Genomic DNA, 23732 nt, shown 5'->3' with positions numbered 1-23732 from the left:
GCCCGGCGCGCCGCAGGCGCCGCCACCCGCAATCACGCACGTTCAAGAATCACGAGAATAGGTACGCACCATGTCGCGTAAAGGCTCCGCCCCGCAGCGTTCGATCCTGCCCGATCCCAAGCACGGCAGCGAAACGATCGCGCGTTTCATCAATATGGTCATGCAGAGCGGCAAGAAGTCGGTCGCCGAGAAGATCGTCTACGGCGCGATGGACGTCATCGGCGAGAAGAATCCGAACGCCCTCGAGCTGGTCGAAAAGGCGCTGACCAACGTTTCCCCGTCGGTCGAAGTGAAGTCCCGCCGCGTCGGCGGCGCCACCTACCAGGTGCCGGTCGAAGTGCGCTCCTCGCGCCGCATGGCCCTGGCGATGCGCTGGCTGATCGACTCCGCGCGCAAGCGCGGCGAAAGCTCGATGCCGCGCAAGCTGGCCGCCGAGCTGCTCGACGCTTCCGAGAACCGCGGCGCGGCGATCAAGAAGCGCGAAGAAACCCACCGCATGGCGGAAGCGAACCGCGCGTTCGCTCACTACCGCTGGTGATCGCAAGCCCTGGCGACAGGGCTTCCGCAACATCCGCATGAGATGTTGCCGCGGCGGCTGACGGCCGCCTAGCGAACCGGAGGCCGCCCACGAGGCGGCGTCCGGCCATCTGGAATTCGAAAACTTACGAGAGGGTCCCGTGGCTCGCACCACTCCCATCGAGCGTTACCGCAACTTCGGCATCATGGCCCACATCGATGCCGGCAAGACCACCACGTCCGAACGCATCCTGTTCTACACCGGCGTCAGCCACAAGATCGGCGAAGTGCACGAAGGTGCCGCGACGATGGACTGGATGGAGCAGGAGCAGGAACGCGGCATCACCATCACTTCCGCCGCGACCACCGCGTTCTGGAAGGGCATGGACAAGTCGCTGCCCGAGCACCGCTTCAACATCATCGATACCCCCGGACACGTCGACTTCACCATCGAAGTCGAGCGCTCGCTGCGCGTGCTCGACGGCGCGGTGTTCGTGCTGTGCGCCGTCGGCGGCGTGCAGCCGCAGTCCGAGACCGTTTGGCGCCAGGCCAACAAGTACTCGGTGCCGCGCATGGCGTTCGTCAACAAGATGGACCGCACCGGCGCCAACTTCGACAAGGTCGTCGAACAGCTGAAGGCGCGCCTGGGCGCGTACGCCGTTCCGATGCAGGTGCCGATCGGCGCCGAAGACGGCTTCGAGGGCGTGGTCGACCTGCTGAAGATGAAGGCGATCCATTGGGACGTCGCCTCGCAGGGCACCAAGTTCGAATACCGCGACATCCCGGCCGAACTCCAGGCCAAGGCCGAGGAAGCCCGCGGCTTCATGATCGAAGCCGCGGCGGAAGCCTCGGAAGAGTTCATGGAGAAGTACCTGGGCGGCGAAGAGCTGACCGAAGCCGAGATCATCGCCGGTCTGCGCGAGCGCACCCTGAAGGTCGAGATCGTGCCGGTGTTCTGCGGCTCGGCGTTCAAGAACAAGGGCGTGCAGGCCATGCTCGACGGCGTGATCAACCTGCTGCCGTCGCCGTCGGATCGTCCGCCGGTGCAGGGCATCGACGAGAACGAAAAGGAAGACAGCCGCAAGGCCTCGGATTCCGAGCCGTTCTCGGCGCTGGCGTTCAAGATCATGACCGACCCGTTCGTGGGTTCGCTGACCTTCTTCCGCGTCTACTCGGGCGTGCTGAACTCGGGCGACCAGGTGTACAACCCGGTCAAGTCGCGCAAGGAGCGCGTCGGCCGCATCCTGCAGATGCACGCCAACCAGCGCGACGAAATCAAGGAAGTCCGCGCTGGCGACATCGCCGCGGCCGTGGGCCTGAAGGACGTGACCACCGGCGACACGCTGTGCGCGCAGGATCACATCATCACCCTGGAACGCATGATCTTCCCGGAGCCCGTCATCTCGATGGCGGTCGAACCGAAGACCAAGTCGGACCAGGAAAAGATGGGCATCGCCCTGGGCCGCCTGGCGCAGGAAGATCCTTCGTTCCGCGTGCGCACCGACGAAGAATCGGGCCAGACCATCATCGCCGGCATGGGCGAGTTGCACCTGGACATCCTCGTCGACCGCATGAAGCGCGAGTTCAACGTCGAAGCCAACGTCGGCAAGCCGCAGGTGGCGTACCGCGAGACGATCCGCAAGTCGGACGTCAAGTCGGACTACAAGCACGCCAAGCAGTCCGGCGGTAAGGGCCAGTACGGTCACGTCGTGATCGAGCTGTCGCCGATGAACGAGAAGGACAAGGCCAACGAGGACGTCGAGAACGATTTCCTGTTCGTCAACGACATCACCGGCGGCGTGATTCCGAAGGAATTCATCCCGGCGGTCGAGAAGGGCCTGCGCGAGACCATCACCAGCGGTCCGCTGGCCGGCTTCCCGGTCGTGGGCGTGAAGGTCAAGCTCGTGTTCGGTTCGTACCACGACGTCGACTCGTCGGAAATGGCGTTCAAGCTCGCCGCGTCGATGGCCTTCAAGGAAGGCTTCCGCAAGGCCGATCCGGTCCTGCTGGAGCCGATGATGAAGGTCGAAGTGGTGACTCCGGAGGAGTACGTCGGCGACGTGATGGGCGACTTGAGCCGTCGTCGCGGCCTGCTGCAGGGCCAGGACGACACGCCGTCGGGCAAGACCATCAACGCGATGGTGCCGTTGGGCGAGATGTTCGGTTACGCGACCACGATCCGTTCGCTGACCCAGGGCCGCGCGACCTTCACGATGGAATTCGACCATTACGCCGAAGCGCCGACCAACATCGCCGAAACGGTCATCAAGAAGGGCGGCTGATCGGGCAGGGATTCGGGAGTTGGGATTCGGGATTCGCAACAGCGGATCCGACCCGCTCCCGAAATCCGCGCCGAAGCCGGTCAATAACGGATCGATGAGGGGTGGCGGCCTTTGACCGCCAATCCCGAATCCCGAATCACGAATCACAGAAATTAAGAGAGACAATCATGGCTAAGGGTAAATTCGAGCGCACCAAGCCGCACGTGAACGTCGGCACGATCGGTCACGTCGACCACGGCAAGACCACGCTGACGGCCGCTCTGACCAAGGTCGGCGCCGAGCGTTTCGGTGGCGAATTCAAGGCGTACGACGCGATCGACGCGGCGCCGGAAGAGAAGGCTCGCGGCATCACGATCTCGACCGCGCACGTCGAGTACGAAAGCCCGAACCGTCACTACGCCCACGTGGACTGCCCGGGCCACGCCGACTACGTGAAGAACATGATCACGGGTGCGGCGCAGATGGACGGCGCGATCCTGGTGTGCTCGGCCGCTGACGGCCCGATGCCGCAGACCCGCGAGCACATCCTGCTGTCGCGTCAGGTCGGCGTGCCGTACATCGTCGTTTTCCTGAACAAGGCCGACATGGTCGACGACGCCGAGCTGCTCGAGCTGGTCGAGATGGAAGTGCGCGAGCTGCTGAGCAAGTACGAGTTCCCGGGCGACGACACCCCGATCATCCACGGTTCGGCCCGTCTGGCGCTGGAAGGCGACCAGAGCGACATCGGCGTGCCGGCGATCATCAAGCTGGTCGAGGCGCTGGACAGCTTCATTCCGGAGCCGGAGCGCGCGATCGACAAGCCGTTCCTGATGCCGGTGGAAGACGTGTTCTCGATCTCGGGCCGCGGCACCGTGGTGACCGGCCGTATCGAGCGCGGCATCATCAAGGTGGGCGACGAAATCGAAATCGTCGGCATCCGTCCGACCCAGAAGACCACGGTCACCGGCGTTGAAATGTTCCGCAAGCTGCTGGACCAGGGCCAGGCGGGCGACAACGCGGGCCTGCTGCTGCGCGGCACCAAGCGCGACGACGTGGAGCGCGGCCAGGTGCTGGCCAAGCCGGGTTCGATCACCCCGCACACCGAGTTCGAAGGCGAAGTGTACGTGCTGTCGAAGGACGAGGGCGGCCGTCACACCCCGTTCTTCAAGGGCTACCGTCCGCAGTTCTACTTCCGCACCACCGACATCACCGGCGCGTGCCAGCTGCCGGAGGGCGTCGAGATGGTGATGCCGGGCGACAACGTGAAGATGGTGGTCACGCTGATCAACCCGGTGGCGATGGACGAAGGCCTGCGCTTCGCGATCCGCGAAGGCGGCCGCACCGTCGGCGCCGGCGTGGTGTCGAAGATCGTCAAGTGACGATTCGGCCCGTGCGCGCATAGCGCGCACGGCTTTGCCGAATCGTCATCCCCGCGCAAGCGGGGACCCAGAGACGAGGACTCCGCTCCGAAGTCTCAGGCGAAAAGATCCCGCGGCGGCCATCTGGCCGCCGCGGCTTTTTTCAGGCTCCTCAGCTCCATGAACGGCGCCGAGAGCCGGTCCGCGATCCCGCAGGGCAGGGGTGTTGCATCTCCCCCGCTAATGCCGCTAGAATGCGCGACCACCGTGCCAGCCCTGTTTTTTCCGGGCCGGCACAACCAGCGAAATGAGGAACAGGACGTCCCTCGTATTCGCCAGACAGGGATATGTCGCACGGCAGCTCCGTACGTTCCGGGCCTTCTGGCAACCAAGGAACAGTAACGGGGCCTTTCGTGCGTTCTGCTCAGTCTGGGCGGGCCGGGAAACCGGGCCGCCTTAGCTTTTCCAGGCAAGGAAGCTCCGGGGCGAGGGTGTTGCCCTGGAGTGTTTGCGTTTTCGTGGGGCCGGCGCACCCAGAAGCCGTCCCGTCGCTCTTTCAACCAAGGAATTCCGTTCATGGCGGACCAAAAGATCCGGATCCGGCTCAAAGCGTACGATCATCGTCTGATCGACCGCTCGGCCAGCGAGATCGTCGAAACGGCCAAGCGGACCGGCGCGCAAGTGCGCGGCCCGATCCCGCTGCCGACCAAGATCGAGCGCTACACCGTTCTCGTCTCCCCGCACGTCGACAAGGACGCGCGCGACCAGTACGAGACCCGCACGCACAAGCGCGTGCTCGACATCGTCGACCCCAACGACAAGACCGTGGACGCGCTGATGAAGCTCGAACTCGCGGCTGGCGTTGATGTCCAGATCAAGCTGACCTGAGGCAACCACTATGACCGCGAAGAAGTATTCGTTGGGCATCGTCGGTCGCAAGGCCGGCATGAGCCGTTTCTTCACCGAAGACGGCAAGTCGGTTCCGGTGACCCTCATCGAGGCCACTCCGAACCGCATTACCCAGATCAAGACCGAAGACACCGACGGCTACAGCGCCGTGCAGGTGACGGTCGGCGTGCGCCGCGCCGCGCTCGTCAACAAGCCCGAAGCCGGTCACCTCGCCAAGGCGAAGGTCGAAGCCGGTCGCGGCCTGTGGGAGCTGCGCGTGGAAGCCGACCAGATCGGCGCGTTCGAAGTCGGCGGCGAAATCAAGGCCGACATCTTCAGCGCCGGCCAGCTGGTCGACGTCCAGGGCGTCACCAAGGGCAAGGGCTTCCAGGGCACGATCAAGCGCTGGAACTTCCGCATGGGCGACGCGACGCACGGTAACTCGCTGTCGCACCGTTCGCCGGGCTCCATCGGCCAGCGCCAGACGCCGGGCCGAGTTTTCCCGGGCAAGAAGATGTCCGGCCACATGGGCGCCGTCCAGCAGAGCACCCAGCGTCTTGAAGTGGTCAAGGTCGACGCCGAGCGCGGCCTGATCGCGATCAAGGGCGCGGTGCCGGGCGCGCCGGGTGGCGACGTGATCGTCCGTCCCTCGAGCAAGGCATAAGGAGAGATGACGATGGAACTCGCCATCAACAACAGCACCAAGACTCTGTCGGTCTCCGACGAGATCTTCGGCCGCGAATTCAGCGAAGATCTGGTCCACCAGGTCGTCGTCGCCTATCGCAACGCCGGTCGTTCGGGCACCAAGGCCCAGAAGACCCGCTCCGAAGTCAACGGCACCACCAAGAAGTCGAAGAAGCAGAAGGGCGGCGGCGCCCGTCACGGCGCTCTGACCGCTCCGATCTTCGTCGGCGGCGGCGTGACCTTCGCGGCCAAGCCGCGCAGCTTCGCGCAGAAGGTCAACCGCAAGATGTACCGCGCCGCGATCGCCGCGATCCTGTCCGAGCTGAACCGCCAGGGCCGCATCAAGGTCGTCGAGAGCTTCGACATCGACGCGCCGAAGACCAAGGGCCTGATCGAAAAGCTCAAGAGCCTGGAAGTCGGCCGCCGTCCGCTGATCGTCACCGAAGAGGCCACCGAGAACCTGTACCTCTCGGCCCGCAACCTGCCGTACGTCGAAGTGCGTGATGTCCAGGGCCTGGATCCGGTCGCCCTCGTCGGCGCCGACTCGGTCGTGCTCACCAGCGATGCGGTCAAGAAGATCGAGGAGTGGCTGGCATGAACGACGCCAAGCTCTACAGCATCATCCGCGCGCCGCGCGTGTCCGAAAAGACCGCCCGTCTGCAGGAAGTTTCCAACCAATACGTCTTCGAAGTCTCGAACGAAGCCACCAAGGCCGACATCAAGGTCGCCGTGGAAAAGCTGTTCGACGTCAAGGTCGAGGCCGTCAATGTGGTCAACGTGAAGGGCAAGAACAAGGCCTTCCGTAACCGCATGGGCCGCCGCGGCGACTGGCGCAAGGCGTACGTGAAGCTGGCCGACGGCCAGTCGATCGACGTGATGGCCAAGGCCTGAGGAAAGACCCATGGCATTGATGACTTTCAAGCCCACTTCCGCCGGCCGCCGCAATGCGGTCCGCGTCGTGACCCCGGGCCTGCACAAGGGCGCGCCGCACGCGGCCCTGATCGAAAAGCAGAGCAAGACCGGCGGTCGTAACCACCATGGCCGCATCACCACCCGCCACATCGGCGGCGGTCACAAGCAGCACTACCGCATCATCGACTTCAAGCGCGACAAGGAAGGCATTCCGGCGCGCGTGGAGCGGATCGAATACGATCCCAACCGCACCGCGCACATCGCGCTGCTGTGCTACGTCGATGGCGAGCGCCGTTACATCATCGCCCCGAAGGGCCTGAAGGACGGCGATCAGGTCATCGCCGGCCGCGACGCGCCCATCAAGGTGGGCAACACGCTGCCGCTGAGCAACGTGCCGGTCGGTTCGACCGTGTGCTGCGTCGAGATGAAGCCGGGCAAGGGCGCCCAGCTGGCCCGTGCGGCCGGCGCCAGCGCCTACCTGGTCGCTCGCGAGCAGGGCTACGCCACGCTGCGTCTTCGCTCCGGCGAAATGCGCAAGGTGCCGGTCGAGTGCCGCGCCACCATTGGCGAAGTCGGCAACGACGAGCACAGCCTCGAGAAGCTCGGCAAGGCCGGCGCCAAGCGTTGGCGCGGCATCAAGCCGACCGTCCGCGGCGCCGCCATGAACCCCGTCGATCACCCGCACGGTGGCGGCGAGGCGAAGGCTGGCCAGGGCAACCCGCATCCGGTCACCCCGTGGGGTGTTCCGACCAAGGGTTACAAGACGCGCAAGAACAAGCGCACCACGCAATTCATCGTGCGCGATCGCAGGGGTTAATCGGCCATGGCACGTTCACTCAAAAAGGGTCCGTTCGTCGACCACCATCTCGCGAAGAAGGTGGAGACCGCGGGCAACAACAAGAAGCCGATCAAGACTTGGTCGCGCCGTTCCATGATCCTCCCCGAGATGATCGGTTTCACCATTGCCGTGCACAACGGCAAGAACCACATCCCGGTGCTGGTCAACGAGAACATGGTCGGCCACAAGCTTGGCGAATTCGCTCTGACCCGGACGTTCAAGGGTCATGGCGGCGACAAGAAGTCGGGCAAGTAAGGAGATGACCATGGAAGCGAAAGCAATCCTGCGCACCGCGCGCATCTCCCCGCAGAAGGCCCGCCTGGTCGCCGACCAGGTGCGCGGTCTGTCCGCCGAGCGCGCCGTCAACCTGCTGAAGTTCTCGGACAAGAAGGCTGCTGCACTGATCCGCAAGGTCGTGGAGTCCGCCATCGCCAACGCCGAGAACAACCAGGGCGCCGACGTCGACGATCTCAAGGTCAAGACCATCATGGTTGACGAGGGTCCCGCACTTAAGCGCTTCATGGCGCGTGCGAAGGGCCGCGGCACCCGCATCCTCAAGCGCACCAGCCACATCACTGTGGTTGTGGGCGCCGGCAAGTAAGGCGGAGTAGACAATGGGTCATAAAGTTCATCCGACCGGAATCCGCCTGGGCATCGCCAAGGATTGGAATTCCAAGTGGTTCGCCAACAAGAAGCAGTACGCCGAGTACCTGGCGGCTGACCTGAAGGTTCGCGACATGCTGCGCAAGAAGCTGGCTCAGGCCGGCATCTCGAAGATCTTCATCGAGCGTCCGGCGAACAACGCCCGCGTGACGATCCACACCGCCCGTCCGGGCGTGGTGATCGGCAAGCGCGGCGAGGACATCGAGAAGCTGCGCAAGGAAGTCAGCAACCTGATGGGCGTTCCGGCGCACATCAACGTGACCGAGGTCCGCAAGCCGGAACTCGACGCGCAGCTGGTCGCCGAATCGATCGCGCAGCAGCTCGAGCGCCGCATCATGTTCCGCCGCGCGATGAAGCGCGCGGTCGGCAACGCGATGCGCCTCGGCGCGCTGGGCATCAAGGTCAACGTCGCCGGCCGTCTGAACGGCGCCGAGATCGCGCGTTCGGAGTGGTACCGCGAAGGCCGCGTGCCGCTGCACACCCTGCGCGCCGACATCGACTACGGCTTCGCCGAAGCCAAGACGACCTACGGCATCATCGGCATCAAGACCTGGATCTACAAGGGCGAAGTGTTCGATTTCGCTCAGGTCGGCCAGGAGAAGCAGGACGATTCGCCGCGCAACGAGCGTGGTGACCGTGGCGACCGCGGCGATCGCGGCGACCGCGGCGATCGCAACGACCGCTCGGGCCGTCCTGCCCGCGAACAGAGGTAATCCGCCATGCTGCAACCCAAGCGAACCAAGTACCGCAAGGTACACAAGGGCCGTAACGAGGGCCTGAGCTGGAGCGGCAACGCTGTCAGCTTCGGCGAGTACGGCCTCAAGGCGACCGCCCACGGCCAGCTCACCGCTCGCCAGATCGAAGCGGCCCGCCGCTCGATCAGCCGCTACGTCAAGCGCGGCGGCAAGATGTGGATCCGCGTGTTCCCGGACAAGCCGATCACCAAGAAGCCGATCGAAGTCCGAATGGGCTCCGGTAAGGGCAACGTCGAGTACTGGGTCGCGCAGATCCAGCCCGGTCGCATGATTTACGAGATCGAAGGTGTGGCCGAAGACGTGGCGCGCGAAGCGTTCCGCCTGGCCGCCGCCAAGCTCTCGGTGACCACCACTTTCGTTACCCGGACGGTGCGCTAATGGAACTCAAGCAACTGCGCGGGAAGTCCGCCGACGAGCTGAAGGCTCATCTGGCCGAGCTGCACAAGGAGGGCTTCGCCCTGCGCATGCAGAAGGCCACGGGCCAGCTCGCCAAGACCCATGAAGCCCGCCGCGTGCGTCGCGAGATCGCTCGCGTCAACATGCTGCTGGGCGAGAAGAAGTAAGGACCCGCCATGACCGACAACAACACAGAGAAGGCTGTCCGCACGGTTGAAGGCCGGGTCGTCAGCAACAAGATGGACAAGACCGTCACCGTGCTCGTCGAGCGCCAGGTCAAGCACGCGCTGTACGGCAAGTACATCCGTCGCTCGACCAAGCTCCACGCCCACGACGCCGACAACGCCTGCAAGGAAGGCGACATCGTGCGCGTGAAGGAGATCGCTCCCCTGTCCAAGACCAAGAACTGGAGCGTGGTTGAGATCGTCAGCCGCGTGGCCGAATAAGAGGAGGCTGAACCATGATCCAGATGCAAAGCTACCTCGGCGTGGCCGACAACTCCGGTGCTAAAGAAGTGATGTGCATCAAGGTGCTCGGCGGCTCCAAGCGCCGTTACGCGCACATTGGCGACATCATCAAGGTCACCGTGAAGGATGCGATTCCGCGCGGCAAGGTCAAGAAGGGCGACGTCTACGACGCCGTCGTGGTCCGCACCCGCAAGGGCGTGCGCCGTCCGGACGGTTCGCTGATCCGCTTCGATGGCAACGCTGCGGTGTTGCTCAACAACAAGCATGAGCCGATCGGCACCCGTATCTTCGGACCCGTGACTCGCGAGCTGCGCTCGGAGAAGTTCATGAAGATCGTCTCGCTCGCGCCTGAAGTGCTCTGAGCGGAGGAACTAGACCATGAACCGTATCAAGAAGGGCGATCAGGTGATCGTCACCGCCGGCAAGGACAAGGGCAAGAAGGGCGATGTGGTGCGCGTGCTCGGCGACAAGGTCGTCGTGTCGAACATCAACATCGTCAAGCGCCACACCAAGCCGAATCCGCAGGCCAACCAGCCGGGCGGCGTGGTGGAGCGCGAAGCGCCGATCCACATTTCCAACGTCATGCTGTTCAACCCGGCCACCGGCAAGGGCGAACGCATCGGTTTCAAGGTGCTGGAGGATGGACGCAAACTGCGTGTGTTCCGCTCCAGCGGTGAGGCGGTTGACGCCTGAGGAATGCTGAGATGACCACCCGGCTCGAAGAGTTTTACAAGAAAGAAGTGGTTCCCGCGCTGACCGAAAAGTTCGGCTACAAGAACCCGATGGAAGTGCCGCGCCTCGTCAAGATCACGCTGAACATGGGCGTGGGCGAAGCCGCCACCAACAAGAAGATCCTGGAAAATGCCGTTGCGGACATGACCAAGATCGCCGGCCAGAAGCCGATCGTGACCAAGTCCCGCGTGTCGGTGGCTTCGTTCAAGATCCGCGACGGCTGGCCGATCGGCGCCAAGGTCACCCTGCGCCGCGCCAAGATGTTCGAGTTCCTGGACCGCCTGATCAACATCTCGCTGCCGCGCGTCCGCGACTTCCGCGGCGTGTCGGGCCGTTCGTTCGACGGCCGCGGCAACTACAACATGGGCGTCAAGGAACAGATCATCTTCCCGGAAATCGACTTCGATCAGGTCGACGCCCTGCGCGGCATGGACATCGCGATCACCACGACCGCGAAGACCGATGCCGAGGCCAAGGCCCTGCTCGAAGCCTTCCGCTTCCCGTTCCGTAACTGAGGCTAGGATTGAACAATGGCTAAGACCTCCATGGTCAACCGCGACCTCAAGCGGGCCAAGCTGGCGAAGAAGTTCGCGGCCAAGCGCGACTCGCTGAAGAAGATCATCGCCAGCGACGCGTCTTCGTACGAAGACAAGATGGACGCGGTGGTCAAGCTGCAGAAGCTGCCGCGCGACTCCTCGCCGAGCCGTCAGCGCAACCGTTGCGCCCTGACCGGCCGTTCGCGCGGCGTCTACCAGAAGTTCGGCCTCGGCCGCAACAAGCTGCGCGAAGCCACCATGCGCGGCGATGTGCCGGGCCTGCGCAAGGCCAGCTGGTAAGCGATCCAGCGCCGGCAGCCGGCCAGGCCCAAAAAGTCTGGTATAGTTGCCGGCTCCCCGGGCTTCGGCCCGTGTCCCCAGCGCGGCCTTCGGGCCGCGCTGGCGTTGTTGTAAGGCTGCAAAGACAACTGAAATTCGCAATCCCGCGGATATCGGTGCTACTCATAGGTGATATTCAATGAGCATGACTGATCCCATCGCCGACATGCTGGTCCGCATCAAGAATGCGGCCGCTGTGCGCAAGCAGACGGTGAAGATGCCGTCTTCCAAGGTGAAGGTGGCCATCGCCGCCGTGCTGAAGGAAGAGGGTTACATCCTGGACTCCCGCGTGACCGAGGTCGCCCCGGGCAAGTCCGAACTCGAAATCTCGCTGAAGTACTACGAAGGCAAGCCGGTGATCGAGCGCCTCCAGCGCTACTCCCGCTCGGGCCTGCGCCAGTACCGCGGCAAGGCCGATCTGCCCAAGGTCCTCGGCGGCCTGGGCGTCGCCATCATCTCCACCTCCAAGGGCATCATGACCGATGCGCAGGCGCGCCAGCAGGGCGTCGGCGGTGAAGTCCTGTGCTTCGTGGCCTAAGGGAGTAACGAAACCATGTCCCGAGTTGCCAAGAAGCCGATCGCCCTGCCGAAGGGCGTCGAAGTCAACGTGCAGGCCGAGTCGATCGTCGCCAAGGGCCCGAAGGGCTCGCTGACCATCGCCAAGCCCGCCGCGATCAACCTCAAGATCGAGAACAACGAAGCGGTCTTCGCCGTCGAAGACGCCGCGCTGATCCCGCTGACCGGCACCCTGCGCGCGATCCTGGCCAACATGGTCAAGGGCGTGTCGGAAGGTTTCGAGCGCAAGCTCGAGCTGGTCGGCGTCGGTTACCGCGCCGCGATGCAGGGCAAGGACCTCAGCCTGTCGCTGGGTTTCTCGCACCCGGTCGTGTTCCAGGCCCCGGAAGGCATCACTCTCGCCGCTCCGACCCAGACCGAAATCCTGGTCCAGGGCGCGGACAAGCAGCGCGTGGGCGAAGTCGCCGCCAAGATTCGCGGTTTCCGTCCGCCGGAGCCCTATAAGGGCAAGGGTGTGAAGTACGCCGGCGAAGTCATCATCCGCAAGGAAGCCAAGAAGGCTTAACGGGTAGGGCGCCGGTCCCCGGGCCGGCCCCGACATTCCAAGTCTTCAGCTTTCGGAGATCAGAACATGAACAAGAACACCGCTCGCCTGCGTCGCGCCAAGTCGACCCGCTCGCACATCCGCAACCTCGGCGTCGCCCGCCTGACCGTGCTGCGCACCGGTCAGCACCTGTACGCCCAGGTCTTCACCGCCGACGGCTCCAAGGTCCTGGCCACCGCCTCGACCGTGCAGGCCGACGTCAAGGAAGGCCTGAAGAACGGCAAGAACGCCGATGCCGCCGTCAAGGTCGGCAAGATGATCGCCGAGCGCGCCAAGGCCGCCGGCATCGAAAAGGTCGCGTTCGACCGTTCGGGCTACCGCTACCACGGCCGCATCAAGGCGCTGGCCGACGCCGCGCGCGAAGGCGGTCTGCAGTTCTGATCCGGCGCGCGCTGTTTCGCAGCGCGGCCGCATCCGGACTTGAAAGCGTGGGGATCCGTCTCCACGCCTTCGGACACGAACAGTTTCATCCGCCGACGCGGATCGCGTCGGGCCCGGTCGCGGGTTGCCACGGCCGGCGCTGCACCCGAAGTACTTCACAACCATAAGCGGCGACGCCGCAAATTCCTTCAATCAACGAGATTATCGAAATGGCAGACGACAGAGCCCCGCGGGGCCGCGATCGCGATCGCAACCGCGAAGAAATCGACGACGGCATGATCGAGAAGCTGATCGCGGTCAACCGCGTCAGCAAGACCGTCAAGGGCGGTCGCCAGTTCACCTTCACCGCGCTGACGGTGGTGGGCGACGGCAACGGCAAGGTCGGCTTCGGCTACGGCAAGGCGCGCGAAGTGCCGGTCGCGATCCAGAAGTCGATGGAATACGCGCGCAAGGCGATGAACAACGTCGAGCTCAACAACGGCACCTTGTGGCACGCGGTCAAGTCGGGCCACGGCGCGGCGCATGTCTACATGCAGCCGGCGTCGGAAGGTACCGGCGTGATCGCCGGCGGCGCGATGCGCGCCGTGCTGGAAGCGGTCGGCGTCAAGAACGTGCTGGCCAAGGCCACCGGTTCGCGCAACCCGATCAACCTGGTCCGCGCCACGCTGAAGGGCCTCACCGACATGCATTCGCCGGCCAAGATCGCCGCGAAGCGCGGCAAGAAGGTGGAGGATCTCCTCAATGGCTAAGAACGAAGCCGGTACCGGCACCGTCAAGGTGCGTCTGGTCAAGGGTCTGCGTGGCACCCAGTCGCGTCACCGCCTGTCGGTGCGTGCGCTGGGCCTGAACAAGCTCAACGATGTGCGTGAACTGAAGGACAGCCCGCAGGTTCGCGGCCTGATCAACAAGGTTCACTACCTCGTCCAGGTCGAGGAGTAATCACCATGCGTCTCAACACTCTCAAGCCCGCCGACGGCGCCCGTCAGGAACGTACCCGCGTCGGTCGCGGCATCGGTTCCGGCCTGGGCAAGACCGCCGGTCGCGGCCACAAGGGCTCGTTCGCGCGCTCGGGCAAGGGCAAGATCAAGGCCGGTTTCGAAGGCGGCCAGATGCCCATGCAGCGTCGTCTGCCGAAGATCGGCTTCCGCTCCAAGCTGAAGAACGACACGGCCGAAGTGCTGCTGTACCAGCTGGACAAGCTGGAAGCCGGCGAGATCGATTTCGCCGCGCTGAAGGCCGCCAAGCTCGTCCCGAGCACGGCCAAGCAGGCCAAGATCGTGAAGAAGGGCGAGCTGACCAAGAAGTTCGTGCTCAAGGGCGTGCTGGCTACCGCCGGCGCCAAGGCCGCTGTCGAAGCGGCCGGCGGCAAGATCGAGGAGTAACTGACGAATGGCGCGCAGCGGCAACGCAATGGCTGGTATCGGCGGCGGGCTCGGTAAGTTCACCGAGTTGCGTCAGCGTCTGCTGTTCGTCATCGGCGCGTTGATCGTCTATCGCATCGGCAGCTACATCCCGGTGCCGGGTATCAACCCGGAAGCGATGGTCAAGTTCATGGAGACCAAGCAGGGCACCATCGTGGACATGTTCAACATGTTCACCGGCGGCGCCCTGCATCGCTTCAGTCTGTTCGCCCTCAATGTCATGCCGTACATCTCGGCATCGATCATCGTGCAGTTGCTGGTGCAGATCGTGCCCAGCCTGAAGGCCATCCAGAAGGAAGGCGAGTCGGGCCGGCGCAAGATCAACCAGTGGTCGCGCATGGGCGCCATTCCGCTGGCGGTGTTCCAGGCCTGGGGCATCGCCGCCGGCCTGCAGTCCAGCGTGGCGCCCGATGGCGTGCCGGTGGTGTACGCGCCGGGCATGGGCTTCATCCTGACCGCGGTGATCGCGTTGACCGCGGGCACCATGTTCCTGATGTGGCTGGGCGAACAGATCACCGAGCGTGGCGTCGGCAACGGCGTATCGCTGATCATCTTCGCCGGCATCGTCGCCGGCTTGCCGGCCGCGGTCCTGCACATGTTCGAGCAGATCCGCAACGGCGATATGAGCGCGATCGCGGCGATCGTGGTGATCCTGCTGGTGTTCGGCTTCACCTATCTGGTGGTCTTCGTCGAACGCGGCCAGCGCCGGATCACGGTCAACTACGCGCGCCGTCAGGGCGGTCGCAACGCCTATATGAACCAGGCGTCGTTCCTGCCCCTGAAGCTCAACATGTCGGGCGTGATCCCGGCGATCTTCGCGTCGAGCATCGTGATGTTCCCCGCCACCGCCGCCACCTGGTTCGCCCAGAGCAACAGCGGTTCGGGTCTTTCCGGTTTCCTCTCGCGGCTCAGCCAGTGGCTGGCCCCGGGCGAGCCGGTGCACATGATCCTGTATGCTGGTCTGATCATCGGCTTCGCGTTCTTCTACACGGCGCTGGTGTTCAACTCGCAGGAAACCGCCGACAACCTCAAGAAGTCGGGTGCGCTGATTCCGGGCATCCGTCCGGGCAAGGCGACGGCGGATTATGTGGACGGCGTGCTGACCCGCTTGACCGCGGCCGGCGCGATTTATTTGGTCATCGTCTGCCTCCTCCCGGAGGTCATGCGTACCCAACTGGGCACCTCGTTCTACTTCGGCGGCACTTCGCTGCTGATCGTCGTGGTCGTGGTGATGGATTTCATCGCTCAAATCCAGGCTCATCTGATGTCGCATCAGTACGAAAGCCTGTTGAAGAAAGCGAACCTGAAGGGCGGCTCGCGCGGCGGTCTCGCGCGCGGGTGAGTCAGAGCCAGTACGCGCGCCAGAGTAGCGCGCGGGGCTGAGGGGCAGGGCATCGCCTGTTCAGCCAGTTCCGACTCGTCGCCGGAGCATGGGCACACTCCCCATGCCGGAGCGCCGTGGCACCTTCGGGTGCCGCGGGGCTTCCTATTAACCCGAGACCTAGATACAATTTCCAGTTCACTCCGCCGGGATTAATCCGTCTCGGCCGCCAAACCAGTTGGAGATCGCGTTATGGCGCGTATTGCGGGCGTCAATCTGCCTGCCCAGAAGCATGTCTGGGTTGGGCTCCAGAGCATCTACGGCATCGGCCGTACCCGTTCGAAGCAAATCTGCGAAACCGCAGGCGTGACTTCGAGCACCAAGATCCGTGACCTGTCGGAACCCGAAGTCGAGCGCCTGCGCGCCGAAGTCGGCAAGTTCGTGGTCGAAGGCGATCTGCGCCGCGAAATCGGCATCGCCATCAAGCGTCTGATGGACCTGGGCTGCTACCGCGGCCTGCGTCACCGTCGCGGCCTGCCGCTGCGTGGTCAGCGTACCCGGACCAATGCTCGTACCCGCAAGGGTCCGCGCAAGGCCATCAAGAAGTAAGGGGACCTAGACCATGGCCAAGCCGGCAGCAGTCAAGACCAAGAAGAAGATCAAGCGCGTCGTCACCGACGGCATCGCCCACGTCCACGCTTCTTTCAACAACACCATCATCACGATCACCGACCGTCAGGGCAACGCGCTGTCGTGGGCGACTTCGGGTGGCGCGGGTTTCCGCGGCTCGCGCAAGTCCACCCCGTTCGCCGCCCAGGTCGCCGCCGAAAAGGCCGGCCGTGCTGCGCTCGACTACGGCGTCAAGTCGCTGGAAGTGCGCATCAAGGGTCCGGGTCCGGGCCGTGAATCCGCCGTTCGTTCGCTGAACAACGTCGGTTACAAGATCATCAACATCATCGACGTGACGCCTATCCCGCACAACGGGTGCCGTCCGCCGAAGAAGCGTCGCGTCTGAGGAGCTGAAAGAACATGGCTCGTTATATCGGTCCCACCTGTAAGCTCGCCCGTCGCGAAGGCGCCGACCTCGGCCTGAAGTCGTCGGCTCGCGCCCTCGACTCCAAGTGCAAGCTCGAGCAGAAGCCCGGCCAGCACGGCCCGACCGCCCGCAAGGGCAAGCTGTCGGACTATGCGACCCAGCTGCGCGAGAAGCAGAAGGTCAAGCGCATCTACGGTCTGCTGGAACGTCAGTTCCGCAACTACTACAAGAAGGCCTCGACCAAGAAGGGCAACACCGGTGAAAACCTGTTGCAGTTCCTGGAAACCCGCCTCGACAACGTCGTCTACCGCATGGGCTTCGCGGTGACCCGCCCGGCCGCGCGCCAGCTGGTCTCGCACCGCGGCGTCACCGTCAACGGCAAGTCGGTCAACCTGCCGTCGTACCAGGTCAAGGCCGGCGACATCATCGCCCTGTCCGAACGCGCCCAGAAGCAGCTGCGCGTGCAGGAATCGCTGACCGTCTCCTCGCAGATGGATCTGTCGCCGTCGTGGGTCGAAGTCGACAGCAAGAAGTTCAGCGGCGTGTTCAAGGCGGTTCCGGATCGCGCGGATCTGCCGGCCGACATCAACGAAGCGCTGATCGTCGAGTTGTACAGCAAGTAATAGTGCAAGCCCTGCGCCGGGTCCCCGCGGATCCGGCGCGCTGTGCACCCCAGGCCGCCGTGGCGCAAGCTGCGGCGGCCGCTCCCTCGATTCGAGGGGGCTCCAAGAGCTAAAGCCTTCCGTCGCCCCCCGGCGAAGGTCATTGGAGACACCGAAACATGACGGTTACCGCCAACCAGGTACTGCGCCCGCGTGGCCCGCAGATCGAACGCCTCGCCGGCAATCGCGCCAAAGTCGTGATCGAGCCGTTGGAGCGCGGTTACGGCCACACGCTCGGCAACGCGTTGCGCCGCGTGCTGCTGTCGTCGATCCCGGGTTTCGCCATCACCGAAGTCGAAATCGACGGCGTGCTGCACGAGTACACCACGGTCGAAGGTCTGGAAGAGGACGTGCTGGAAGTCCTGCTGAACCTGAAGGACGTGGCCATCCGCATGCACACCGGCGAGTCCTCGACGCTGTCGCTGGCCAAGCAGGGCCCCGGCATCGTCACCGCCGGCGACATCAAGACCGACCACAACGTCGAAATCCTCAACACCGACCATGTGATCTGCCACCTGACCAAGGACACGGCGATCAACATGCGTCTGAAGATCGAGCGCGGCTTCGGCTACCAGCCGGCGGCCTCGCGCCGTCGTCCGGACGAAGAAACCCGCGCCATCGGCCGCCTGATGCTGGACGCCAGCTTCTCGCCGGTCCGTCGCGTCGCTTACGCCGTGGAAGCCGCGCGCGTCGAGCAGCGCACCGACCTGGACAAGCTGGTCCTGGACATCGAAACCAACGGCACGATCGACGCCGAGGAAGCCGTGCGCACCGCCGCCGACATCCTCACCGATCAGCTGTCGGTGTTCGGCGACTTCACCCACCGCGACCGCGGCGCGCAGAAGCCGGCCACCAGCGGCATCGATCCGATCCTGCTGCGCCCGATCGACGATCTGGAGCTGACCGTGCGTTCGGCCAACTGCCTCAAGGCCGAGAGCATCTACTACGTCGGCGATCTGATCCAGAAGACCGAAGTCGAGCTGCTCAAGACCCCGAACCTGGGCAAGAAGTCGCTCACCGAGATCAAGGAAGTGCTGGCTCAGCGCGGCCTGTCCCTCGGCATGAAGCTGGAAAACTGGCCGCCGGCAGGCATCGCCTCGCACGGCATGATGGGCTGATAAGGCCATCGACCGGGCCGCGCCGCGAGGCGCGGCCCGCGTCTGTCAGAGCAGCAAACGCGTCAACGCAACACCCGCCGACGGACCACGAAGTCCGCGGCCAGCCGGTCAGGGAAGGCCGGTTCGGACCATCCGCAGTCCAATGCTCCAACGCCTGGATGGCGACAGCGAAATCCAACCGTCCCAACATTCACAGGAATCACCGTCATGCGTCACCAGAAAGCCGGTCGTAAGTTCAGCCGTACCAGCGCCCACCGCGATGCCATGTTCACCAACATGGCCGCCTCGCTGATCAAGCACGGCCTCATCCGCACCACCCTGCCCAAGGCCAAGGAACTGCGCCGCGTCGCCGAGCCGCTGATCACCCTGGCCAAGCAGGACGGCGTCGCCAACCGCCGCCTCGCCTTCTCGCGCCTGCGCGACAAGGAAGCCGTCGGCACCCTGTTCACCACCCTGGGCCCGCGCTACGCGAGCCGTCCGGGCGGCTACCTGCGCATCCTCAAGTGCGGTTTCCGCGCTGGCGACAATGCGCCGATGGCCTATGTCGAGCTGGTCGATCGTCCGGAAGCGGCGACCGAGTAATTCCCGTCCGCGCCGCAACCGGCGCGACGGACCGCCAGCACATCGGGTCTCGGCCGCGCAGCGGTCGGGCCCCAGGCGAGCGAAAACCCCGGCCGAGAGGTCGGGGTTTTTGTTTTCCGGCGACGGTTACTGCGGCAACGGTTACCCCGGTAAATGTTGCAGTGCGGTAGGCTCGACGGACGGATACGGGGGGACTCGGGCAGGCAGGAATCGGAGCGCCATCGGCATGAGGACGAATCGTCGCAGCGCGGCAACTTTCGCGCCGCCGACGCAGTCCATGTGGGGCTGCGATGCGACGCAGCGTTGCCTCATCACATGCCGATAGGACATTGGCACCACCCGACCCCGACCCGTATGGTGTGTACATGAACCCTTTCAAAGCCTCCTTCCGGATCCAGTTCCTGCTCGGCTTCCTGGCCTGCGCGGGCTTGCTCGCGTACGCCGTGTACCTGCAGTTCTACCAACATCTCGAGCCGTGCCCGTTGTGCATCTTCCAGCGCGTGGCGTTCGCCGCGCTCGGGTTGATGTTCCTGCTCGGCGCGATCCACGGGCCGGGCAAGCCGCTGGGCCGCAAGGTCTGGGGCGTGCTCGCCCTGATCGCCGCCGGCGCCGGCATCGCCGTGGCCGGCAACCACGTGCGTCTGCAGCACCTGCCGCCGGATCAGGTGCCGGCCTGCGGCCCGGGCCTGGACTACATGCTCGGGGCGATGCCGATCAGCGGCGTGATCCGCAAGGTCATGACCGGTTCGGGCGAATGCGCCAACGTCGACTGGACCTTCCTCGGCCTGGCGATGCCGGCCTGGAGCCTGATCTGCTTCGTCGTGCTGGCGCTGTGGGCGGCCTACGCCGCATTCCGGCCGCGTTCGAGCAAGTAACCGCAACACCGCAAGCTTCGCCACCCATCCCTTCCACCCCAACCTCCCACACACCGCGACACCCAACGGAACCAAGCAAATGAGCGCCTCCGATCGCAGCAACCTCCGTGCCGTCAATCTTCCCGCCGACTGGAGCCCGACCTCCTGGCGCGAGCGCACCGCACTGCAGCTGCCGAATTATCCGGACCAGGCCGAACTCGAGAGCGCGCTGGCGGAACTGCGCCACCTGCCGCCGTTGGTGACTTCGTGGGAGATCCTTTCGCTCAAGCAGCAACTGGCCGAAGCGCAGGAAGGCAAGCGATTTTTGCTGCAGGGCGGCGATTGCGCGGAGAGCTTCGACTCGTGCACCTCCGACGTCATCTCCAACCGGCTCAAGGTGCTGCTGCAGATGAGCCTGGTGCTGGTGCACGGCATGCGCAAGCCGGTGGTGCGGGTCGGCCGTTTCGCGGGGCAGTACGCCAAGCCGCGTTCGGCCGATACCGAGACCATCGACGGCGTGACCTTGCCGAGCTACCGCGGCGACATGGTCAACGGCCCGGCCTTCACCGAGCTCGCGCGCAAGCCCGATCCGCGCCGCATGATCAAGGCGCACGCGCGTTCGTCGATGACGATGAACTTCGTGCGCGCGCTGATCGACGGCGGTTTCGCCGACCTGCACCATCCCGAGTACTGGAACCTCAGCTGGGTCGGCCACTCGCCGCTGGCCGACGAGTACCGGCGCATGGTCAACGCGATCGGCGACGCGGTGCGCTTCATGGAGACGCTGTCGGGCTCGGAAGTGCACAACCTCAACCGGGTCGACTTCTACACCTCGCACGAAGCGCTGCTGCTGCCGTACGAGGAATCGCTGACCCGGCAGGTGCCGCGCCATTGGGGCCACTTCAACCTCAGCACGCATTACCCGTGGATCGGCATGCGCACCGCGGCGGTCGACGGCGCCCACGCCGAGTACTTCCGCGGCATCCGCAATCCGATCGCGCTGAAGGTCGGCCCGTCGGTGACGCCGGACCAGCTGCTGCGCACGATCGACCTGCTCAATCCGGAAGACGAGCCGGGCCGTCTGACCTTCATCCACCGCATGGGCGCGAGCACGGTCGCCGACAAGCTGCCGCCGCTGCTCGACGCGATGCGCCGCGACGGCCGCCGCGTGCTGTGGGTGTGCGACCCGATGCACGGCAACACCGAGAGCACCAGCAACGGCTACAAGACCCGCCGCTTCCGCAACATCCGCGCCGAGATCGAGCAGAGCTTCGAGCTGCACGCCGCGGCCGGCACCCGCCTCGGCGGCGTGCACCTGGAGCTGACCGGCGAGGACGTGACCGAGTGCCTCGGCGGCGCGCGCGAGCTGACCGAGAGCGATCTGGAACGCGCCTACCGCTCGACGGTCGATCCGCGCCTGAACTACGAGCAGGCGCTGGAAGTGGCGATGCTGATCGTGCGCAAGCAGGCGCAGATCGCGGCGCCGGCCTGAGCGGATGCGCCGCACGGACGCGGCCGCGCCGGAACCCCGGCGCGTCGATCGGACCTTGATCGCGGCGGGCGCGCTCAGCGCGCTCGCCGCGTTCGCGCATCTGGGCTGCATCGCGTTCGGCGCGCCGTGGTATCGCGCGCTCGGCGCCGGCGAGCCGATGGCGCGCGCGGCCGCGGCCGGCCATCTTTATCCGACGTTGCTGACGCTGGCCATCGCGGCGGTGCTGGCGGTTTGGTCGCTGTACGCGTTCTCCGCGGCCGGCGCGGTGCGGCGCTTGCCGCTGCTGCGCACGGCGTTGTGCGCGATCACCGCGGTGTATCTGGCCCGCGGGCTGGCCGTGGCGCCGGTGATGGCGGCGTTTCCCGGACGCAGCGCGACGTTCTGGTGGTGGAGTTCGGGAATCTGTCTGGCGATCGGGCTGATCCATCTGGCCGGCCTGATCCAGGCCTGGCCCTCGCTGCGCCGCCGCTGAGCGCGGGAGACGGCGCAGATCTTCGCGGCGCAATCGCCGCGCGCGCCTACGGACTCAAGGTCACCCGATACTTCGGCGCCGTGCGCGCTTGGGTGATCTGCTCGTACGCGAACCCGAGCGAAAGCAGCTTGGCGTCGTCCCAGCGCCGGCCCATGAACACCAGGCCGACCGGCAAGCCCTGCGCTTCGCCCATCGGCACGGTCAGGCTCGGATAGCCGGCGACCGCGGCCGCGCCCCAGCTGGCGCCGCCGAAGGCGTCGCCGTTGACCGGGTCGACCATGAACGCCGGCGCGGTCGCCGGGGCGATCAGCGCGTCGAGCTTGTGCTTCTTCATCAGCGCGTCGATGCCCTGCGCGCCGGCCAGCGCGCGCGCCTGCGCGGCGGCCTTGCGATAGGCGGCGTCGGTCAGCGGCCCTTTTTTGGCGGCGCGTTCGAACAGCTCCTGGCCGAAGAACGGCATCTCGCGCGCGGCGTTGGCGCGGTTGAACGCGATCAGCTCGTCCAGCGTCTTCACCGGCGCGTCGCTGTCGCGCAGGTAGCGCTGCAGGCCGTCCTTGAACTCGTACAGCATGACCTCGAACTCGGCCTCGCCCCACTTCTGCGGCAGGCGCACCTCGACCACGGTGGCGCCGGCGTCGCGCACGGCCTTGAGCGTGCGTTGCAGCGCCGCGTCCTGGTCGGGATGGGTCTTGATCCCGGTGTCGCGCAGCAGGCCCAGGCGCGCGCCGTGCAGGGCGTCGGGGTCGAGCGCGGCGACGTAGTCCTGGACGTGCTTGCCGGCCGCGGCCTGGGCGGCGTCGTCGTTGCCGGCTTCGGCCGCGGCGAGAACGTTGAGCAACTGCGCCGCGTCGGCGACGCTGCGCGCCATCGGGCCGGCGGTGTCCTGGCTGTGCGAAATCGGAATGATGCCGGCGCGGCTGACCAGGCCGACGCTGGGCTTGAACCCGACCAGCCCGTTCATCGCCGCCGGACACAGGATGCTGCCGTCGGTTTCGGTGCCCACGCCGACCGCGGCCAGGCTGGCGGCGACGGCGGCGCCGGTGCCGCTGCTGGAACCGCAGGCGCTGCGGTCGAGCGCGTAGGGATTGCGGGTGAGGCCGCCGCGGCCGCTCCAACCGGAGATCGAGCGGGTGGAGCGGAAGTTGGCCCACTCGCTGAGGTTGGTCTTGCCGAGGATCACCGCGCCGGCCTTGCGCAGCGCCGCGACCAGCGGCGCGTCCTGTTTCGGCCGGTGCGCGGCCAGCGCCAGCGAGCCGGCCGAATTGACCATCGGCACCGCGTCGATGTTGTCCTTGATGAGTACCGGAATGCCGTGCAGCGGCCCGCGCGCGTGGCCGGCCTTGCGCTCCTCGTCGAGCGCGCGCGCCTCGGCCAGGGCGTTGGGATTGAGCTCGATCACCGCGTTGAGCTGCGGGCCGGCGTCGTCGAGCGCGGCGATGCGGTCGAGGTAGGCCTGGGTCAGGCGCGCGCTGCTGAGTTCGCCGCCGGCCATGCGCGCGGCGAGGGTGGCGGTGTCGGTCTCGGCGATGCGCAGCGGGTCGCGCGGCAGGAAGTCGCGCGGCGCCTGCGCGGTGGCCGCGGCGATGGGTTGCGGCGCGCGCGGAGCGGCGCCGCCGGCGCAACCGGCGAGCGCGCCGCAGGCCAGGGCGAGGACGCAGGCGAGCGCGGTCGGGCGCGGCGCGAAGGGATGAGCGGGCATGGCCGGTTCCGGGACGAGGTCAGGGGCGAGGCGAGTATGCCTGCGGCGCCCGCGCGCGGAAGCGCGGCGCGGCGCGGACGGAGGATTGCGCGGCATCGGCGGTCGCGGGTTGCGATGGGTGCGCAGTGCGGGTGTGGCGGGCGGCACGGTGGGTGAGGGGCGGTGAGTTCGCACGGGCTCACTGGCCATCTGTAGGAGCGGCGCGAGCCGCGACTGCGCAGCCGCACCG

Annotated in this window: 34 protein-coding genes; 33 read left to right on the top strand and 1 reads right to left on the bottom strand. The window is 65.7% G+C overall.

Translation table 11 applies throughout. The features are described from left to right. The first annotated feature begins 70 nt into the window (after positions 1-70). From rpsG to JHW38_RS09590, 33 genes are all read left to right on the top strand, one after another. Complete coding sequence (rpsG, locus tag JHW38_RS09750) at positions 71-538, top strand: 30S ribosomal protein S7 (RefSeq protein ID WP_074873725.1); 468 nt, start codon at positions 71-73, stop codon at positions 536-538. Positions 539-677: 139 nt separating this feature from the next. After that, positions 678-2798 carry an elongation factor G gene (gene fusA / locus JHW38_RS09745; protein ID WP_207525732.1) on the top strand — a complete coding sequence of 707 codons (2121 nt, stop codon included), beginning with the start codon at positions 678-680 and terminating at the stop codon, positions 2796-2798. Between the two features lie 167 nt (positions 2799-2965). Further along, positions 2966-4156, top strand: coding sequence for an elongation factor Tu (gene tuf, locus JHW38_RS09740; RefSeq protein ID WP_057948556.1), 1191 nt, complete (start codon positions 2966-2968; stop codon positions 4154-4156). Between the two features lie 555 nt (positions 4157-4711). Beyond that, complete coding sequence (rpsJ, locus tag JHW38_RS09735) at positions 4712-5023, top strand: 30S ribosomal protein S10 (protein ID WP_022968186.1); 312 nt, start codon at positions 4712-4714, stop codon at positions 5021-5023. Positions 5024-5033: 10 nt separating this feature from the next. Further along, entirely contained in the window at positions 5034-5687 is a 654-nt protein-coding gene (gene rplC / locus JHW38_RS09730) for a 50S ribosomal protein L3 (protein ID WP_057948555.1), read from the top strand. A gap of 12 nt (positions 5688-5699) precedes the next feature. Beyond that, positions 5700-6305, top strand: a complete 606-nt coding sequence (rplD, locus tag JHW38_RS09725) for a 50S ribosomal protein L4 (protein ID WP_207525731.1) — start codon at positions 5700-5702, stop codon at positions 6303-6305. Further along, positions 6302-6598, top strand: a complete 297-nt coding sequence (rplW, locus tag JHW38_RS09720) for a 50S ribosomal protein L23 (protein ID WP_206411188.1) — start codon at positions 6302-6304, stop codon at positions 6596-6598. Before rplD ends, rplW begins: the two co-directional genes overlap by 4 nt. 10 nt (positions 6599-6608) lie before the next feature. Beyond that, positions 6609-7436 (top strand): 50S ribosomal protein L2, encoded by an 828-nt coding sequence (gene rplB, locus JHW38_RS09715; RefSeq protein WP_207525730.1) that lies wholly within the window; start codon positions 6609-6611, stop codon positions 7434-7436. Between the two features lie 6 nt (positions 7437-7442). Then, entirely contained in the window at positions 7443-7712 is a 270-nt protein-coding gene (rpsS, locus tag JHW38_RS09710) for a 30S ribosomal protein S19 (RefSeq protein ID WP_207525729.1), read from the top strand. A gap of 10 nt (positions 7713-7722) precedes the next feature. Continuing rightward, on the top strand, positions 7723-8058 hold the full coding sequence (gene rplV, locus JHW38_RS09705; protein WP_055902442.1) for a 50S ribosomal protein L22: 336 nt from the start codon (positions 7723-7725) through the stop codon (positions 8056-8058). A gap of 13 nt (positions 8059-8071) precedes the next feature. Continuing rightward, entirely contained in the window at positions 8072-8833 is a 762-nt protein-coding gene (gene rpsC / locus JHW38_RS09700; RefSeq protein ID WP_207525728.1) for a 30S ribosomal protein S3, read from the top strand. A 6-nt stretch (positions 8834-8839) separates the two neighbouring features. Beyond that, positions 8840-9253 carry a 50S ribosomal protein L16 gene (rplP, locus tag JHW38_RS09695; RefSeq protein WP_207525727.1) on the top strand — a complete coding sequence of 138 codons (414 nt, stop codon included), beginning with the start codon at positions 8840-8842 and terminating at the stop codon, positions 9251-9253. Then, positions 9253-9438 (top strand): 50S ribosomal protein L29, encoded by a 186-nt coding sequence (rpmC, locus tag JHW38_RS09690; RefSeq protein WP_207525726.1) that lies wholly within the window; start codon positions 9253-9255, stop codon positions 9436-9438. Before rplP ends, rpmC begins: the two co-directional genes overlap by 1 nt. Before the next feature lie 9 nt (positions 9439-9447). After that, positions 9448-9717, top strand: a complete 270-nt coding sequence (gene rpsQ, locus JHW38_RS09685; RefSeq protein ID WP_207525725.1) for a 30S ribosomal protein S17 — start codon at positions 9448-9450, stop codon at positions 9715-9717. Between the two features lie 14 nt (positions 9718-9731). Next, positions 9732-10100 (top strand): 50S ribosomal protein L14, encoded by a 369-nt coding sequence (gene rplN, locus JHW38_RS09680; RefSeq protein WP_031373826.1) that lies wholly within the window; start codon positions 9732-9734, stop codon positions 10098-10100. Positions 10101-10116: 16 nt separating this feature from the next. Continuing rightward, on the top strand, positions 10117-10431 hold the full coding sequence (rplX, locus tag JHW38_RS09675; RefSeq protein WP_057948546.1) for a 50S ribosomal protein L24: 315 nt from the start codon (positions 10117-10119) through the stop codon (positions 10429-10431). Positions 10432-10442: 11 nt separating this feature from the next. Beyond that, positions 10443-10985, top strand: a complete 543-nt coding sequence (rplE, locus tag JHW38_RS09670; protein ID WP_057948545.1) for a 50S ribosomal protein L5 — start codon at positions 10443-10445, stop codon at positions 10983-10985. 15 nt (positions 10986-11000) lie between these two features. Then, a complete protein-coding gene (rpsN, locus tag JHW38_RS09665; protein ID WP_207525724.1) occupies positions 11001-11306 on the top strand; it encodes a 30S ribosomal protein S14 in 306 nt (101 codons plus the stop codon). A gap of 178 nt (positions 11307-11484) precedes the next feature. Continuing rightward, positions 11485-11883 (top strand): 30S ribosomal protein S8, encoded by a 399-nt coding sequence (rpsH, locus tag JHW38_RS09660; RefSeq protein ID WP_040390006.1) that lies wholly within the window; start codon positions 11485-11487, stop codon positions 11881-11883. A 15-nt stretch (positions 11884-11898) separates the two neighbouring features. Beyond that, positions 11899-12426, top strand: a complete 528-nt coding sequence (gene rplF / locus JHW38_RS09655) for a 50S ribosomal protein L6 (RefSeq protein ID WP_207525723.1) — start codon at positions 11899-11901, stop codon at positions 12424-12426. 66 nt (positions 12427-12492) lie between these two features. Continuing rightward, entirely contained in the window at positions 12493-12846 is a 354-nt protein-coding gene (gene rplR, locus JHW38_RS09650; RefSeq protein ID WP_207525722.1) for a 50S ribosomal protein L18, read from the top strand. Positions 12847-13055: 209 nt separating this feature from the next. Beyond that, on the top strand, positions 13056-13595 hold the full coding sequence (gene rpsE / locus JHW38_RS09645) for a 30S ribosomal protein S5 (RefSeq protein ID WP_207525721.1): 540 nt from the start codon (positions 13056-13058) through the stop codon (positions 13593-13595). Further along, positions 13588-13785, top strand: a complete 198-nt coding sequence (rpmD, locus tag JHW38_RS09640; protein WP_057948539.1) for a 50S ribosomal protein L30 — start codon at positions 13588-13590, stop codon at positions 13783-13785. The genes rpsE and rpmD overlap by 8 nt, the downstream gene beginning before the upstream one ends. Beyond that, on the top strand, positions 13785-14228 hold the full coding sequence (gene rplO, locus JHW38_RS09635) for a 50S ribosomal protein L15 (protein WP_207526318.1): 444 nt from the start codon (positions 13785-13787) through the stop codon (positions 14226-14228). The genes rpmD and rplO overlap by 1 nt, the downstream gene beginning before the upstream one ends. Positions 14229-14235: 7 nt before the next feature. After that, positions 14236-15609, top strand: a complete 1374-nt coding sequence (gene secY / locus JHW38_RS09630) for a preprotein translocase subunit SecY (protein WP_207525720.1) — start codon at positions 14236-14238, stop codon at positions 15607-15609. 231 nt (positions 15610-15840) lie between these two features. After that, positions 15841-16197, top strand: coding sequence for a 30S ribosomal protein S13 (gene rpsM, locus JHW38_RS09625; protein ID WP_057948536.1), 357 nt, complete (start codon positions 15841-15843; stop codon positions 16195-16197). Between the two features lie 13 nt (positions 16198-16210). Next, the gene (gene rpsK, locus JHW38_RS09620; RefSeq protein WP_057948535.1) at positions 16211-16603 is read left to right on the top strand and encodes a 30S ribosomal protein S11; all 393 of its coding nucleotides are present in this window, start codon (positions 16211-16213) and stop codon (positions 16601-16603) included. Positions 16604-16617: 14 nt separating this feature from the next. Then, positions 16618-17247 carry a 30S ribosomal protein S4 gene (gene rpsD / locus JHW38_RS09615; protein WP_074872160.1) on the top strand — a complete coding sequence of 210 codons (630 nt, stop codon included), beginning with the start codon at positions 16618-16620 and terminating at the stop codon, positions 17245-17247. Between the two features lie 158 nt (positions 17248-17405). Then, positions 17406-18404, top strand: a complete 999-nt coding sequence (locus JHW38_RS09610) for a DNA-directed RNA polymerase subunit alpha (protein ID WP_207525719.1) — start codon at positions 17406-17408, stop codon at positions 18402-18404. A 207-nt stretch (positions 18405-18611) separates the two neighbouring features. Further along, positions 18612-18986 (top strand): 50S ribosomal protein L17, encoded by a 375-nt coding sequence (gene rplQ / locus JHW38_RS09605; RefSeq protein ID WP_207525718.1) that lies wholly within the window; start codon positions 18612-18614, stop codon positions 18984-18986. A 365-nt stretch (positions 18987-19351) separates the two neighbouring features. Continuing rightward, on the top strand, positions 19352-19861 hold the full coding sequence (locus tag JHW38_RS09600; protein ID WP_207525717.1) for a disulfide bond formation protein B: 510 nt from the start codon (positions 19352-19354) through the stop codon (positions 19859-19861). Positions 19862-19940: 79 nt separating this feature from the next. Next, positions 19941-21332 (top strand): class II 3-deoxy-7-phosphoheptulonate synthase, encoded by a 1392-nt coding sequence (locus JHW38_RS09595; protein WP_207525716.1) that lies wholly within the window; start codon positions 19941-19943, stop codon positions 21330-21332. 55 nt (positions 21333-21387) lie between these two features. Beyond that, a complete protein-coding gene (locus tag JHW38_RS09590) occupies positions 21388-21804 on the top strand; it encodes a hypothetical protein (protein ID WP_242691303.1) in 417 nt (138 codons plus the stop codon). Positions 21805-21850: 46 nt separating this feature from the next. Here the strand turns inward: JHW38_RS09590 and JHW38_RS09585 are convergent, their stop codons facing one another. Next, positions 21851-23503, bottom strand: a complete 1653-nt coding sequence (locus JHW38_RS09585) for an amidase (RefSeq protein ID WP_207525714.1) — start codon at positions 23501-23503, stop codon at positions 21851-21853. Between the last annotated feature and the right edge of the window lie 229 nt (positions 23504-23732).

The organism is Lysobacter enzymogenes, assembly GCF_017355525.1.
GTDB lineage: Bacteria > Pseudomonadota > Gammaproteobacteria > Xanthomonadales > Xanthomonadaceae > Lysobacter > Lysobacter enzymogenes_C.
The sequence above is the reverse complement of the archived record's forward strand: the minus strand, read 5'-3'. Positions and strand labels throughout refer to the sequence as shown.